Origin of the sequence: Pantoea sp. ME81, assembly GCF_903970985.1 — a bacterium.
Taxonomy (GTDB): Bacteria; Pseudomonadota; Gammaproteobacteria; order Enterobacterales; family Enterobacteriaceae; genus Pantoea; species Pantoea communis.
The window spans coordinates 43,822-58,538 of sequence record NZ_CAJCKS010000008.1 but is presented as its reverse complement, the minus strand read 5'-3'; the positions used below and the strand labels follow the sequence as shown (position 1 = coordinate 58,538).

Below are 14,717 nucleotides of genomic sequence, written 5' to 3'. Positions count from 1 at the left end.
GGAGAGCGCTGGTGTGCGATTGTGGTGGTGACGGTGGCGTACACTCTGTACCTACGAGAGCCTCTTCCGAGCCGTGAACGCCTGATGGCAGGCTATTACTACAAGTTGATCAACGAAGATAATCGCCGTGCCACCGTCGGACTGAACAGCATGCTGTGGCATTACCAAAAAGACCTTAGCGACTACACCTTCGGCCAGGGGGGCTATTACAGTCCGCAGCAGTATTTCTCGCTGGCGGTGCCGGTCACTTATCGCCAGCGCACCGAGAACTGGTCGTTTGATCTGGGCGGCTCGGTCTCCTGGTCACAATCGCAAACCGACGCTCAGCAGCGTTATCCGGTCAATCCTGGCTTTACGCTGGCTTCCAACCCGACCTCCGACAGCAGCTCCGGCAACGGTTTCGGTTACACCCTGCAAGCAGTGGTAGAACGACGCATCACGCCGCACTGGTCAGTCGGTCTCGCGATGGATATTCAGCAAGCCAAGGATTACACCCCGAGTCACGGCTTGATCTACATGCGTTATTCAATGGGCGGCTGGAATGGCGATATGGATATGCCACCACAACCGCTTGAGCCGTATGCGGACTTCAAATAAAAAAGCCGCACTTCGTTGATGAAGTGCGGCCCTTTCAATTACGTAGTACGTTGCACTGCTACAAAAATCGCGCTATGTGCTGACAACGCGATGTATCGCGAAATATTTAACGCTTTTCCTGATACGCCAGCCAGGTCAGTAACTGCAAGCTGGCGGAGAAGTAGTTCTGATCCGGCGCTAAACGATCGCTGAGATAACCGGTTTGATTCAGAGTCAGATCGCGAATCGCCAGCAAGCCGCCGTCCATATTGTATGGCGCAGGGGTGTTGGCGAGCACATCAAACCAGGCCGGTGTCGTCTGGCGACCATAGCCCTGCCAGACGCGCTGGAACGGCACCAGACGCAGGCTTTGCGGGTCATACCACCAGATATTGAGCGGAATACGAATCGCATCGTAGCTAAAGCGATTGGAGTAACCCACTGCCGGTGCCACTGAACCATCGGCATTCAGCGCCACCCAATCGAGCGGCAGACCGGTTTTGCCAAAGTGCATATCACCGAGCAGTTCCATGCCGTCATCGATCAGGTTATTCCACACGCGCAGGTGACTGCGGTCAGCAAACTCCTGCCAGGCGGCAAACAGGAAATAAGAGGGATTCAGCACCACATAGCTGTTTTTATTGAAGCCCTGTGCGCCTGGCAACATCACCGTGTGGCCGCCAAACGTGATCACGTTTTGTTTGACGATGGCGCGCTGAATACGGTCAGAAGTTGACTGATAATCACCGCCCCACTTTTGGCCTGCGCGCTGCAGTGCCCACGCAATCAGCACATCGCCATCAGAGGCATTGTTCTTGTCGGCAATCGGGTCTGAAGCACCCGGCGTGTAACGCCAGTAGAACAGATCGTTTTGCGGATTACGCAGATGGGTGCGCGTCCACTTCCACAGCAGATCAAACGTGGTGCGGTCGTCGTTCGCGACGGCCAGCAGCATGCCATAACCCTGACCTTCGGTATGACTGACATTATTGTTGGCCGTATCACTGATACGTCCATCGCCGCTCATAAAGCGGCCTTTGAAGGTGCTCCAGCCATCTGCAGCAGCCTGGGCGCTGAAAAACATCACCATGAAACACAGCATCCATTGACGCCAGAAGCGCATGACTCTCATCAAACAATCCTATTGATATCGGTAATGCAGCGTGTTGCCGTCATTCTTTTCGAAGGTAACCGGCACCGCAGCGCTGCCGCCCTGTGCCTGCAGCCACTGTGAATAAACACCGGCCAGCACGGCGCTCATTGCCAGCTGCCAGCGCTCTGCACCCACCTTGCTGTCGCCCTGCGGCAGCGCATGATGCTGAATCAGAATGGCATTTTCCAGCGGCTGAAGCTGGGTGAAACCCCAACTAAAGCGCGCCAGTTGCAGATTCATCTCGCGTTCCAGATCCTGCACGGTGCGCGCTTCCGCTAAAGGATAGCGCGCTGCCAGCGATGCGCCCACATTGTTGAGGAAGCCTTCGGCTTCCTCGCCCGCGTTGTCCAGCATCCCTTCAATCATCACGCTGACCAGATCAAACCAACCCGGCTGATGCGGATGGCTGACGCGCGCGGTTGCCTGCTCACTCATTTAGTTGTCTCCGAACAGATAACGGAAGTACAGATTCGCTGTGCTCTCGTTGTAATCGCCAAAGGTGTCGTAGCCTAACTGGCCGCCAATGGTGACATCTTTGTTAATCTTATAGTCCGCACCAGCATGCAAGTTATAGCCAATACCGTTCTTGCTCTCGCCGCTGTAGTAAGCGCTCTTCACGTAACCCTGATCGGCCAGACTCTGCATTTGTGCCTGGTAAGTCGGATCGTTAGGGAAGTAAGCGCTCTTATCCTGGCTGTAGGATTGATAACCCACCGAACCGCCCACGTTCACTTTCAGATCGTCGAACTTGCGTGAGAACTCAATCGGGAACGAGACCGATGCATAGTTCTGCGGGCTGAAGTAACCGCCCTGGCCGTAGCTGAAGTAACTCAGGTTTTTCGAGTAATCCATCCACGACAGGCTCATGCCCACCTTCAGCTCGCGATCGTCGTAGTGGAACGGACGCACATACGCACCGGCAGTCGCCTGCACGCTGTTGTTACTCGCCACGTTTTCACCGATGTAGCTGTAAGCGCCGCCGCCGAGATAGAAACCGGCATCGCCGTTATCGTAGCTCAGCAACGCATTACCGCCGTTTTTGGTCACGCGACCCCAGCGCTTACCGCTGGTTTTATCTTCCACGCCCACATAGGAGAGCAGGCTGTCGGTCATCGCACGACGTTCACCGGTGAGGATCAGCGTCAGGAAGTCAGTGAGTTTCGGTGACCACTGCACGCCCCCCACCAGGGTACTCAAATCCTGTCCCAGTGGCGTACTGCCGAGGTCGATTTTGTAGCTATCGCCTTTCAATGCCAGGTTCAGCTCAACACCGGTGGCTTTCTGCGAATCAGTGGATGAAGACGGGACATCGTCAATTTTGGCATCGCCAGACGCCACCACATTACCCTGCACCAGGGCATTGGTGCCGAAACGACGCCACGCGTCGCCCGCCGCACTGCCCGCCGTGAGCGAGACAGGTGTCATAGTAAAGTCAAAGCGCGATTCGCCAAACGGGACGGTGGAGAAAGTCAGTGGCGCTTTGGCTTCGGTCAGTTTGCTCAGACCCGATTCGCCGTCACGACCACGTACCTGCATGCCACCCTGAATCCAGGTGCCGGTTTTCTCTTGCAGATCGTCCATCATACTGTCGATCTGGCGTAACGTCTGGCTCTGCTGGATTGCCGGTGTATTGCTGGCCAGCGTGGTCCCCGTTGCGCTGCTGGTGACATCCGGTGCCGATTGCCATGGCATCACCGCGCCATAAGCAGACGGAGAACGTCCCACCGGCGAAGTACCCCGGTTGATGAACGGGTTATCCGCCAATGCCAGGCCACCCACGCTTGGCGTATCACCGTTGGTGGCACCCTGCAGACCAATCAACTGCCCGCGCGCACTGCGCAGATAGCTCATGGCCTGGCTGTGATTGCCGTTGGCTTCAGCCACGCGCGCCAGTAACAACTGGCGATCCGGTGACTGCTCATTGTTCAGGCCGCGTGTCAGGGTATTGGCTTTATTGACGTCATTATTCGCCAGTGCCACGTTGATGGCACCGATACGCGCATCTTGCGTTGGCGTATCCTGGGTCATCAGGTAGTCATACACCACACCCGCTTCTTTGTTCATCTTGCCGGACTGATACAGTCGCGCCATGGCGAACATCAGATCGCGGTTCTGTGGATCGTGCTGCAGTGCGCCCACCAGCTTGTCGTAAGCCGCGGCGTACTGCTTCTGCTCACGCAGACGATCCACTTCGTTGATCACGTAACCGTTGCGAATACCCGCCAGCTGCGTTGGTGTACTGCGCGCCTGCAACTCCGGGCTGCTGAGGAAGCTCTGCGCTTCGGTATTCAGACCCGCCTGGTTGAGCACCGCAACCTGTGCAGCGTAATCACCGGCATTCCCCTGAATGCCGCGCTGCATATTGCTGCGCACCACAGAGACAGCGGTGGTGAGATCGCCCGCTTTCGCCAGCTTCTGTGCCAGGTTACCGGCATCCACCGGGTTGGACGGAGGTGACGAGGCCAGCGCACGCAGGGTATTCGCCGCTGCAGCATTCGAGCCCTGCGCCAGATACTGATCGGCGGTGGTCATCTGCAGGTTGAAGTTCACACGCTGCGCCAGCTCGCGCATATCGCTGCTCTTGCTGCCGTTCGGTATGCGTGACAGCAGTAAACTCGCCTGCTGCCAGGCACCGCTCTCGCTGGCGTTCAATGCGCCAGCATACAGCTCTGCCGTGCTGGCGCCGCTGCGCATCGACGGCTGCATGATATTGGCGGCCATCATATTATCGCCCTGTGCGCGATAAATACGCGCCAGGTCGAGGCGTAACCAGCCATCATTCGGGAAGCGTTGAATACCGCTGTTCAAGGTGGCTATCGCGGCGCTGTTGTTGCCTGCCGCCAGCTCACGCTTAGCCTGCGCACGAATCGGATCGGTGCTGCTGCCGCGCGGGGCCACGCTCTGGCGCACGCTATCCGGCAGAGAAGCCAGCAGCGTGTTGGCTTCGGCACTGCGGTTCTGCTGACGCAGCACGTAGAACAAGCCTTCTTTGGCGTTACGGTTGTTCGGATCGGCTTGCAGGATAGAGCGATAAGTTTGTTCTGCCTGGTCGAGTTGATTGCTGCGACGCTGCACGTCCGCGCGGAACAGCTTAGCGGAAACGCCTTTCTCGCCATCGGCCTGCGCCAGGGGTTCACTCAAGGCTAATGCCTGCGCGCTGTCACCGTTTTTCAGCGCCCGCTGCGCGGTCGCCAGTTGAGCATAGAAGCGCGCATCGGCTGCCTGCTTTTGGCGCGTCTCGCTCTGATCGCCGCCCATCTGCGCGGCGCGCGTCAGATAATCAGCCGCTTCGGCATAGCGCCCGGCACGCTGAGCCACATAGCCCATACCCGCCAGTGCATCGGCATCCTGCGGGTTCGCCTGCAGCACTTTCTCAAAGTTGTTCTGCGCGTTGCTGACGTCACCACTGTTCAGTGCGGTAAAGCCAGCACCCTTCTCAGCGCCGCCAACATTTTTACGGTAGTAATCCATCACCGCATTGTCTTGCGGATGACGCTGCTGCCAGGTTTGGTATAGCGAGGCATCGGACGCCTGCGGGCCGAGCCACAGCAGCGCCTGACGCAGTGAACGGTCAGCATCTTTGTTGCCATCCGCCAGCGTGCCCAGCAGATCAATACCCTGACGACGGGTCGATTCCTGATAGGTCAGTGCTTTGCCGAGTGCCAGCTTCGCGCCGGTATCTTGTGGATGATCGGCCGCGAATTGACGCAGCGCTTCGACCGCCTGCGGCAGCAGCGAGCGGTCTCCGGCCATGGTCAGGTAATATTCCGCCGCCACGCTCGGTGGTGGCTCATTACCATTAAAGGTATTGCGCCAGGTTTGCAGCGAAGCTGCAATATTGCCGCTGCGGGCCTGCTGGCGCGCTAACGACAGCTGCGCCTGTGGGATGGTTTGCAGCTGACGCGCATTATCCAGTTCGGTGAGGTGCGGATCGTTCGGCGATGCGGCACTCAGTCGCGCGCGCCACTGCGCCGCTTCCGCGCTGCTGCCGCTCTGCTGGGAATAGAGCGCCAGCAAATAAAGCGCCTGAGTGTTGTTGGGTTCCACCATCAACACTTTTTGCAGCGAAGATTTGGCCAAATCGTCATGCGCTTTCTGATGCCAGTAAGCCGCCTGATCAAACAACGCTTGTAACGCAGGATTGGTGCTCTCCGCCGCCAGCAGCGGCTGAGAGAACGCCAGTGCCCCACCCAGAATCAGGGCATGACGAATACCGGCACTCAACAGATTTTTTTTCATTGTTTTTATCCTTACTTCTTGCCGGACTTGCTATCAGCTTTCGGGTTGAGGCGTCGCCATGCATGACGCTTCAGCATCGCCCATGCGCTACCGCCGACCAGCGTTGCCAGCACCAGAGCGGCCAGCGCCATCAGCACCGAATGCTGGTTGGCATACCACACCACCATCATGTACCACGGCATTTCGCCACTCGGGAACTGTGGGCCGACGCGGAAACTGCGAATACCGTTTTCATCAGTGATGATGGCAGTATCGCCACGAATGCCCGCGTTAATGCGCGCCGAGTTGAGATCTTCATGCAAACGCAGCAGCTGTTGATCGCTGGTTGCCACCGTCATCACCACCAGGCGATCGGCATTCCACGGCGAGCGGTAGCTGACAAAGCCACGCCACGCTTCGTTGGAGGAGAAGTAACGATCGGCATCCAGCTGCTGAAGGTTCCAGTCGCCGGTCAGCCAGCCACGCAGCTTGTCCCAGGTCGTCGGATCTTTCACGCCCAACGTATTACCGCTGGTCTGATAAGGCGTGTTAGCCAGCATCTGCTGATTGAATTCACTGTTCTGTGTGGTGCTCACCGCCAGCAGATCACTGTCCTGCAGGCGTGTCAGGTTAGTGCCACCATTTGGCAAACCAAACAGCACCTGGTTCTGCACCAGCGGTACACCGGTCGCGTTACCGGCACGTGAAGACATATCCAGCAGCGTGGAGATCTCTGCATCGGTCGGTTTTTCTGGCAGCAGCAAAGTGGTCTGCGAGAAGTCCGCCAGACGCGAGAACGGGAATGATGCGCCAACGAAGTACGACAGGTTCGGCAGCATGGTGAAATGACGCGTGTGGCTCAGATCGATCCACGAATCATCTTCGATGCGGCTCTTGATGTTGTTGTTGAGCAACACACCACATGGCGCGTCCGCTTTCGGTTTGATGTTGAAGTACAGCGCCAGCTGGTTATCACCGTAAATCAGATACGGCTCCAGCTTCAGGGTGTAGTGCTCCTGACGGGCGTCGCCGCCCAGACGATGCCAGGCGCTCTCCAGCAAGCCGACTTTGTTTACGGTCAGGTTGCGCAGGAAGGTGCCGTTAATCATCACATTGAGGAACGATTTGTTCTCATCAATCCAGCTTTCTGACGGGAAGCGATAGTGCAGCTCCACCGGAATGGTGTCGCCATCCCACATAAACAGGTCTGGCGCCGCGCGGAAGTTCACGCTCAGCGCATCGTGCCAGATGCCGGTGGTGGTCAGACTCTGATCTTTACGCAGCAGCTCGCTCAACCGCACCGGACGGCTGGTGTTGATCCAGCGCGGCGCGTCATACGGCTTACGCAGGCCAATCGGCTGCGGCTGCACGTTCAGGCTACTGGCATCGGTCGCCAGCGGCTGGGTGGTTAAGCGGTTGGCCGCCTGACGCAGCTGTGCATCATCCGCGCCAACCACTAACAGCAGTTTGTAAACCGGGTTGTTCGGGTTATCAATCACCTGCAGCAGCGGACCGTTGGTCGCTGGCAAGGTCACAGAACCGATCTTCTCACCGGGGTGACCAATCAAAATGCCGTTGTGCTCAGGCAGATCGCCACGCACCACCGGGAAACGAATGCCGCGATAGTCCGATTGAATACCCATCCATGATGCCACTAACGCCGCCGCGCTGATGCTGTCCGGCGTGGCATTGGCAGCAAAGCCAAAAGTGACGCTGGCGGGCGTCATACGCTGCGCATCCATAAACGGACGCGGGAAGTTGCGCAGGCTGGTGCCGATATTCAACTGCTGGCCTTCGAGGCTCAGCGTGGTTTTAGGCAGAATCGACACCTGATACTGCTGTGCACTCTCTTTTTCGCACAGCAGTTTGTCGGCATCGTTAATTTTGAAGCTGAGGTTGTTGCTTGAGACCACCATTGCCGCTGGGATATCCAACTGGTAGTCGCTGACATCGCTGTCGCTCGAACCCAGCGGCAAGGTGCCTAGCGGCTGACCATTCAGCATCAGCTGCAACGAGGTATTACGCGCCGCCAGTGCTGCTGAAACGCGCAGCGACAGATTCAGGCGCGCGTTGGTGATCACTTCATCGCTCGGCAGAGTAAACACGATACCGGATTGCAGCTGACCGCCCGTTAAGGTGATGCCCTGCGGCTGGCCCATCTGCGCCACGGAAATGGTGCTGCTGATAGGTTGATTGAGCATCGCAGAAGCGGAAACCACAGGTGCGGCGACTGATGCCGCAGGTGCCACATCAGGAAGTACCATCTCTGGCGCTGGCGTGGTAGCAGGCGGCTCCGTCTGTGGTGCAGCCGAGTTCGTGGCGTTGGCTGCTGGCATATCCGTCGCAGCCGGGGCAGTATTTTCAGTTGCTGGTGCATTTTCAGTGGGCGCATAAGGTGTTGCACCCGCCGCCTGCTGCAACTGGGCATCCGCTTCACTCTGGATGCCTTGCGGTGGCGGCACGTTGGACAAGGCCGAACTATCCTGCGTTACCGCAGGGGTTTCTGCCCAGGCCGGGGCGAGCATCAGCGCCGTTGCCAGCGAGCTTGCCAGCAACGTTTGCGTCAAATTCTTCATACTGCGCTGTCCTCTTTCACTGCCGACTGGTTTTCACGCTTATGCTTCTCACGGCGATCTTTCCAGGTCAGCCAGAACAGCTCAAATACGGTACGAATAATGGTGCCCAGCGATACCAGCGGGTTGTCCTGCTTATACTCGGGCTGGATCCACGCATCGGCGCGCGCCAGTACCACACGCACCAGCTCACGACGACGCGATAGCGGCATATCACCAAAGCGCAGACGAATGGTCTCTTCATCGCCGGAGATTTTGCTCACCGGAATAGTGATGGCACCGGATTTCAGCAGCAGATCAATCTCTTCAATTTCATCATGCTCATGACGGTTGTCCGGTGCATCCAGTTGCGCGCCGCCCATCGACAGGTCGCTGGTTTGGGTGCGTGATGAGATACCGCTGGCGTAGTGAATCACCGCCGGAATCTGCACTTCGATACGAATGGTTTTACGTACCTGCTTGGTTTCGCGCGCCACGGCAATCGCCGCCATCAGGATGATCAGGCTGAACACCGCCCAGCCGACGTTGAGGGCGATAACATAAGGGTCAACACCGAAGTAATCATGTGCCGTTGCACGCACCACACCCGCGACGATACCAATGGTCAGCAGTACCGCGACAATCACATGGGGGCGGACGATGTGGAAATCGAAGAAGCCCTGGTCCAGCAGGCCCCCCTTATCCGTTACGTTAAATTTACCGCGCTTTGGCGCCAGCATGGTCAGCAATGTCGGGATCACGAGGTGGAAGCACATCACGGTTTCGTAGATTTCACCCCAGAAGGTGTAACGGAACTTGCCGTTCATGCGGGAGTTGACGTACAGCGACATCACCAGATGCGGCAATACGTAGGCGAAGATCAGCGACGCCGACGAGTGAATAATGTTCAGGTTGAACAGCAGGTACGCCAGCGGCGCGGTCAGGAATGCCACGCGCGGCAGACCGAACTGGAAGTGCAGCATGGCGTTGAGGTAGCAGAGACGCTGCTGCCATTTCAGACCACGGCCAAACAGCGGATTATCCACACGGAAGATCTGCGTCATGCCACGCGCCCAGCGGTTACGCTGAACCACGTGCAAACCGAGACGCTCGGTGGCCAGACCTGCAGCCAGCGGAATCGCCAGGAAGGCAGACCCCCAACCCAGGCGCTGCATTTTCAATGCGGTGTGCGCATCTTCGGTCACGGTTTCCACCGCAAATCCACCAATCTCTTCCAGCGCGCTACGGCGAATCACCGCACAGGAACCGCAGAAGAAGGTGGCGTTCCAGTTGTCGTTACCCTGCTGAACCGGGCCGTAGAACAGCGCGCCTTCGTTCGGAATGGTACGCGCTGCACGCAGGTTACGTTCAAACGGGTCCGGTGAATAGAAATAGTGTGGCGTCTGCAACAGCGCCAGCTTGGGATCGTTCAGGAACGGACCGACGGTCGCCTGCAGGAAAGTACGGGTGGCGACGTGGTCACAGTCAAAGATGCAGATCAGCTCACCCTTGGTGATTTTCATCGCATGGTTGAGGTTACCGGCTTTCGCATGACTGTTGTCGTCACGGGTGATATAGCCCACCCCTACATCGGCGGCAAAAACCGCAAACTCGCTGCGCTTGCCGTCATCCAGCAGATAGACCTTGAGCTTGTCACGCGGATAATCGATGCACTGCGCCGCCAGCACGGTATCACGCACTACGTCGAGGCTTTCGTTATAGGTCGGGACATAGACGTCAACGGTAGGCCACAGGCTGGTATCGTCCGGCAACGGTTCAATGGTGCGTTTTAATGGCCAGGTGGTTTGCAGGAAGCCGAGAATCAGAATCAGCCAGACATACAGTTCGGCCAGATATAAGCCGATGCCGAGAATCGCTTCAATCTCGGAATTAAACTGCAGCGTCTCCGTGGTGCGCCACCAGATATATCGGGTCGACATCAGCGCAGAAAGGATAACCATGATGACAGTTATTTTGCGGCTTTTGCTGAAACCCAGTAAAAACATCATCCCGATGCTGATTAAGCCAAAAATATATTGTTTTTGGCTGTCCATAGGCGTGATGACGATTACCGCGGCCACAGGTGCAAGCACCAGCAGCAGCAGGTAAAACCCGAGTTTACTCATGATTCACCCTAAAGAAGCTGTGTTGTTATTATTGCTAATACCGCCAGGCAAATGCCTGGCGATTAATAATGGCTGCGGATAGGTGCCTGAACTTCACCGTTACCCACGGTAATATTCAGGATATTGGCTACGCGCTTCGCCACCAGTTCGATATCAAAGGCTGCGGCTGATGCCGGGCTGAAATCATAAACTGATTGTTGTGAAGCATTGGCTTCCGCGACGCTTTCATCACGATGCACCACGCCTAATAAATTCTCGCCCAAACGTTGCTGCATAAAGCCAGTGACTTCACGGCTAATATTGCGGCGATTGTCACTTTGGTTAAGCACGAAATAATGACCACGCTTATTATTGAGCGGCTGACCTATCATGCGGTCATTTTCAATTTGCGGCAGTAAAGAGACCGAGGCGGTATCTGCCAGCATCACCACTAAATGCATATCGGCCAAAGCAGCCATGGCTTTAAGTGCCGGACCTGGGCCTGGCGGGAAATCGGCAATAATGACCAGTCCCGGGTAATTTAAAACCGTGTCCAGACCGCGGCGCAGGAAATGCGGATCTTTAATCAGGTTCTCTTCAAAACGCTCACGCTGATCTTCGGTCACATCGCCATAAGGCATGACGAAAATATTACCGCCGGTGGTGAGGATGGATTGGCTCCAGTCAGCCTGCTCTTCAGAGCGCGCAACAAAGCCGCGACCATCGTGCAGTGGCACCCCAAAATGCAGGCGCAATGCGTTCTGGACATCGAAATCGATTGCCAACACCTTGCTGCCAGCGCGAGCCAGGCTCCATGCAAGGTTGGCCGCCATGGTGGTTTTCCCTACTCCCCCTTTTGGCGAGCACACACAAACTAACGGCATAGCGCAATCTTCTCCAATAGCGGTTTTAAGGGTGTTTCTTTTGAAAGATTAGCGGGTTCCGTCGCACGCGAGCGGAACAGGGCACCAAAACGTGAGGGTGCAGAAGCTGCCGGACGCGCCGGTTCAACCGGAGCGGTAAAGGTAGACGCGGGCGCACTGAACGTTGTTGTAGCCTGCGGCGCTTCAGCCGATGTCGCGGCAATCGGTGAGGTTAAAGGCGCTGGAGCAGGGTTCGCTACAGGTGCGGGAGCCGGCGTTACTGTAGGTACCGCAGCGATAGGTGCGGATGCAGATAAAGGTGCAGCCGCCGGTTTCGCTGGCGGCGGTGGAAACAGCGACGTCGTGGCCTGACGCTCAACATGGGTCGCTTTCGGTGCCTGTGAGATCACAGAAGGCGCCGGCTTAGCCGCGGGTGCAGGCGGGAAGAGAGACGAGACTCCCGCAGGCGGCGTGGCTGGCGCAGGTTCTGCAGGCGCAGTGGCCGCCAGGCTGTCGAGAATCGAACCGCGTGAAGTGCTGGCCGCAGGTGAAATTGCCGCCGGTGCAGCAGCGGGTGCGCTGAACTCATCACCGCGAATCGGCTGCGGCTGTGGCAGGTCAATACGCTGGCCGCTGCCTAACTCAGGCTCATTATCGGTCGCTAATTGGCGAATGATCGCCCACTGGCTGTGATCCGCTTCCTGCGATTGCCCAGACATATCCTTAAAAGCGATATCGAGCGTTTTGGTCTTTTCTTTAAAACGCTGCAGATCGTCGTAATTCTTCATGATCAGAGCCTGTAAAAGCGGGAGGGAATTTTCCGCGAATATATCACACACATTAAAAGAGAGTGAGGGAATTCTGATTACAAAAACGGCGGATTCAACAAAAGACTTTTATCAATATGATTGAAATTCTGGCAATGCAAAAAGCATGCAGATATTTAAGGCCGGAGATTTATTAATATCGATTAACTGAAATAATAACGACAAAAACATTCACCTAAGCTACTGATATGAAGCAGAAGTGGTTCAAGTTGCGGATTTAACAGGTGCGTGATTATGCTCACATAATCCTGACGCTATTCAGAATTTGCCTTAACGATTTAACCCCTAATCAGGACCAATCGATTACTGATGCACTGGAGTAATACATTTCCAGGCGCTTCTGGCAGAAACATTTTTCTTGTTAGCATCCCTGAAGTATAACGCAGGAAAAAATAAAGGCTCCCGCAGGAGCCTTTATTCATTTTTGGCGTTGTTAATTACACGCCCACTGGCTGATTCTCGTCCTGATCCACCGCGAAACAGGCAATTTGCTGCTCGCCATATTGCTTAAGTTTGGGCTGCAACTGGACGCAGGTACCAAAGCGGCGGCGGCAGCGCGCGTTAAACGCACAGCCCGGCGGCGGATTGAGTGGACTTGGCAGTTCGCCGGTCAATTTAATCCTTTCACGACGCTCATCTGGATTCAAACGTGGCGTGGCTGACAACAAGGCCTGCGTATAAGGATGACGCGGATTGCTGAAAATGGCCTCTTTACTGCCGCGCTCAACGCAACGACCTAAATACATCACCATCACTTCGTCTGCGATATGCTCCACCACCGACAAATCATGAGAAATGAACACATAGGACAAACCCAAATCCTGCTGCAAATCCATCATCAGGTTGAGCACCTGCGCACGCACGGATACATCGAGCGCAGAAACCGGTTCATCGGCGATCAGCACGTCCGGGTCGAGCATCAAACCGCGCGCGATGGCGATACGCTGACGCTGGCCACCGGAAAACATATGCGGATAGCGATCGTAATGCTCGGTTTTCAGGCCCACCTTCGCCATCATCTCCAGCGTTTTCTCGCGACGTTCCGCTTTAGTCAGAGAGGTGTTAATCAACAGCGGTTCTTCGAGAATCTGGCTGATTTTCTTGCGCGGATTAAGCGAGCCGTACGGGTTCTGGAACACGATCTGGATCTTCTGACGACGCAGTTTTTGCGCCTGTGGATCGTGTTTCAGCAAATCCTGACCATGCCAGTAAAGCTGGCCTTCGGTCGGTGTTTCAATCATGGTCAGCAAGCGTCCAAGTGTGGATTTTCCACAGCCCGACTCACCGACCACCGCCAGCGTTTTGCCGCGTTCAAGGTTGAACGAGACGCCATCCAGTGCTTTCACCAGGCGCTCCTGGCCAAACAGCCCTTTCTTCACCGGGTAGTGTTTTTTCAGGTCGATCGCCTGCAGCAGGTAATCCTGCTGAGTATTATCAAGACTCATAAGTCGGTCTCCCGGCATCATCCAGTGGGAAATGGCATTTAGACTGGCGACCCGGAATGTCACGCAGTTCAGGTTCTTCACGACGGCAGCGTTCGGTCACATACGGACAGCGCGGATTGAGCAGACAGCCGGTTGGACGATCATATTTGCCCGGCACCACACCCGGCAGCGAAGCCAGACGCGCTTTATCTGCGGCAAACTCCGGCAACGCGCGCAGCAGCGCTTGGGTGTAGGGATGACGCGGGGCTTTAAAGATATCTACCGCCTTGCCGCTTTCTACCACCTGTCCGGCGTACATCACGATGATGTGCTGCGCGGCTTCTGCCACCAGCGCCAAATCGTGGGTGATCAGAATCAGCGCCATGTTCTCCTGCTTCTGCAACTCCAGCAGCAGTTCGATGATTTGCGCCTGAATGGTCACATCCAGTGCAGTTGTCGGTTCATCGGCAATCAGCAGCTTGGGTTTGCAGGCGATCGCCATCGCGATCATCACGCGCTGGCTCATACCGCCCGACAACTGATGCGGATAAACATCAAGACGAGAGGCCGGATCGGGAATACCGACCTGATCCAGCAGGTCGATAGCACGCTGACGGCGCGTGCTTTTGCTGCCGCCCTGATGCACCTTCAGCGCTTCCATGATCTGGAAGCCCACGGTGTAGCACGGGTTGAGGCTGGTCATCGGGTCCTGGAAGATCATCGCCACTTCTGCGCCCACCAACTGGCGGCGCTCTTTTTCAGAGATCTTCTGCAAGTCGCGCTGGTTGAACTCCAGCTTTTCCGCCATCACACGACCGGGATAATCAATCAGGCCCATAATCGCCAGCGAGCTGACCGACTTACCGGAGCCGGATTCACCCACAATCCCCACCACCTGGCCTTGTTCAACCTGGTAGCTGATACGGTCTACTGCACGGAACGGTGTTTTTTCGTCGCCGAAGTGCACCGACAGTTTTTCTACATTTAATAGTGCCATCT

10 protein-coding genes are annotated in these 14,717 nt (G+C 56.3%); 1 reads left to right on the top strand and 9 read right to left on the bottom strand.

The window, feature by feature from the left end:
* Window positions 1-597 (top strand): cellulose synthase subunit BcsC-related outer membrane protein (locus H7A81_RS02960; RefSeq protein WP_255478877.1); only part of this gene is annotated, 597 nt, incomplete at its 5' end.
* 106 nt (window positions 598-703) lie between these two features.
* On the opposite strand, the gene H7A81_RS02955 is transcribed toward H7A81_RS02960, so the two are convergent.
* The 9 genes from H7A81_RS02955 to dppD form a co-directional block, all read right to left on the bottom strand.
* The gene (locus tag H7A81_RS02955) at window positions 704-1,708 is read right to left on the bottom strand and encodes a glycosyl hydrolase family 8 (RefSeq protein ID WP_045833193.1); all 1,005 of its coding nucleotides are present in this window, start codon (window positions 1,706-1,708) and stop codon (window positions 704-706) included.
* A 9-nt stretch (window positions 1,709-1,717) separates the two neighbouring features.
* Window positions 1,718-2,164: a cellulose biosynthesis protein BcsD gene (bcsD, locus tag H7A81_RS02950; RefSeq protein ID WP_034827794.1), complete on the bottom strand. Its 447-nt coding sequence runs from the start codon at window positions 2,162-2,164 to the stop codon at window positions 1,718-1,720.
* Complete coding sequence (locus H7A81_RS02945) at window positions 2,165-5,968, bottom strand: cellulose biosynthesis protein BcsC (RefSeq protein ID WP_182056679.1); 3,804 nt, start codon at window positions 5,966-5,968, stop codon at window positions 2,165-2,167.
* An 11-nt stretch (window positions 5,969-5,979) separates the two neighbouring features.
* Window positions 5,980-8,523, bottom strand: a complete 2,544-nt coding sequence (bcsB, locus tag H7A81_RS02940; RefSeq protein ID WP_182056678.1) for a cellulose biosynthesis cyclic di-GMP-binding regulatory protein BcsB — start codon at window positions 8,521-8,523, stop codon at window positions 5,980-5,982.
* Window positions 8,520-10,625 carry a UDP-forming cellulose synthase catalytic subunit gene (gene bcsA / locus H7A81_RS02935; protein WP_160868680.1) on the bottom strand — a complete coding sequence of 702 codons (2,106 nt, stop codon included), beginning with the start codon at window positions 10,623-10,625 and terminating at the stop codon, window positions 8,520-8,522. The genes bcsB and bcsA overlap by 4 nt, the downstream gene beginning before the upstream one ends.
* A gap of 62 nt (window positions 10,626-10,687) precedes the next feature.
* Window positions 10,688-11,488: a cellulose biosynthesis protein BcsQ gene (bcsQ, locus tag H7A81_RS02930; RefSeq protein WP_034827788.1), complete on the bottom strand. Its 801-nt coding sequence runs from the start codon at window positions 11,486-11,488 to the stop codon at window positions 10,688-10,690.
* Window positions 11,479-12,255 carry a cellulose biosynthesis protein BcsO gene (gene bcsO, locus H7A81_RS02925; protein WP_182056677.1) on the bottom strand — a complete coding sequence of 259 codons (777 nt, stop codon included), beginning with the start codon at window positions 12,253-12,255 and terminating at the stop codon, window positions 11,479-11,481. Before bcsO ends, bcsQ begins: the two co-directional genes overlap by 10 nt.
* 476 nt (window positions 12,256-12,731) lie before the next feature.
* Window positions 12,732-13,739 (bottom strand): dipeptide ABC transporter ATP-binding subunit DppF, encoded by a 1,008-nt coding sequence (gene dppF, locus H7A81_RS02920; protein WP_160868678.1) that lies wholly within the window; start codon window positions 13,737-13,739, stop codon window positions 12,732-12,734.
* The gene (gene dppD, locus H7A81_RS02915) at window positions 13,729-14,715 is read right to left on the bottom strand and encodes a dipeptide ABC transporter ATP-binding protein (protein ID WP_038643846.1); all 987 of its coding nucleotides are present in this window, start codon (window positions 14,713-14,715) and stop codon (window positions 13,729-13,731) included. Before dppD ends, dppF begins: the two co-directional genes overlap by 11 nt.
* Window positions 14,716-14,717 lie beyond the last annotated feature (2 nt).

Coding starts and splice junctions, on each gene's coding strand:
- dppD (WP_038643846.1), bottom strand. CDS start 14,715: ATGGCACTATTAAATGTAGAAAAACTGTCGGTGCACTTCGGCGACGAA.
- bcsD (WP_034827794.1), bottom strand. CDS start 2,164: ATGAGTGAGCAGGCAACCGCGCGCGTCAGCCATCCGCATCAGCCGGGT.
- bcsA (WP_160868680.1), bottom strand. CDS start 10,625: ATGAGTAAACTCGGGTTTTACCTGCTGCTGCTGGTGCTTGCACCTGTG.
- dppF (WP_160868678.1), bottom strand. CDS start 13,739: ATGAGTCTTGATAATACTCAGCAGGATTACCTGCTGCAGGCGATCGAC.
- H7A81_RS02955 (WP_045833193.1), bottom strand. CDS start 1,708: ATGAGAGTCATGCGCTTCTGGCGTCAATGGATGCTGTGTTTCATGGTG.
- H7A81_RS02945 (WP_182056679.1), bottom strand. CDS start 5,968: ATGAAAAAAAATCTGTTGAGTGCCGGTATTCGTCATGCCCTGATTCTG.
- bcsO (WP_182056677.1), bottom strand. CDS start 12,255: ATGAAGAATTACGACGATCTGCAGCGTTTTAAAGAAAAGACCAAAACG.
- bcsQ (WP_034827788.1), bottom strand. CDS start 11,488: ATGCCGTTAGTTTGTGTGTGCTCGCCAAAAGGGGGAGTAGGGAAAACC.
- bcsB (WP_182056678.1), bottom strand. CDS start 8,523: ATGAAGAATTTGACGCAAACGTTGCTGGCAAGCTCGCTGGCAACGGCG.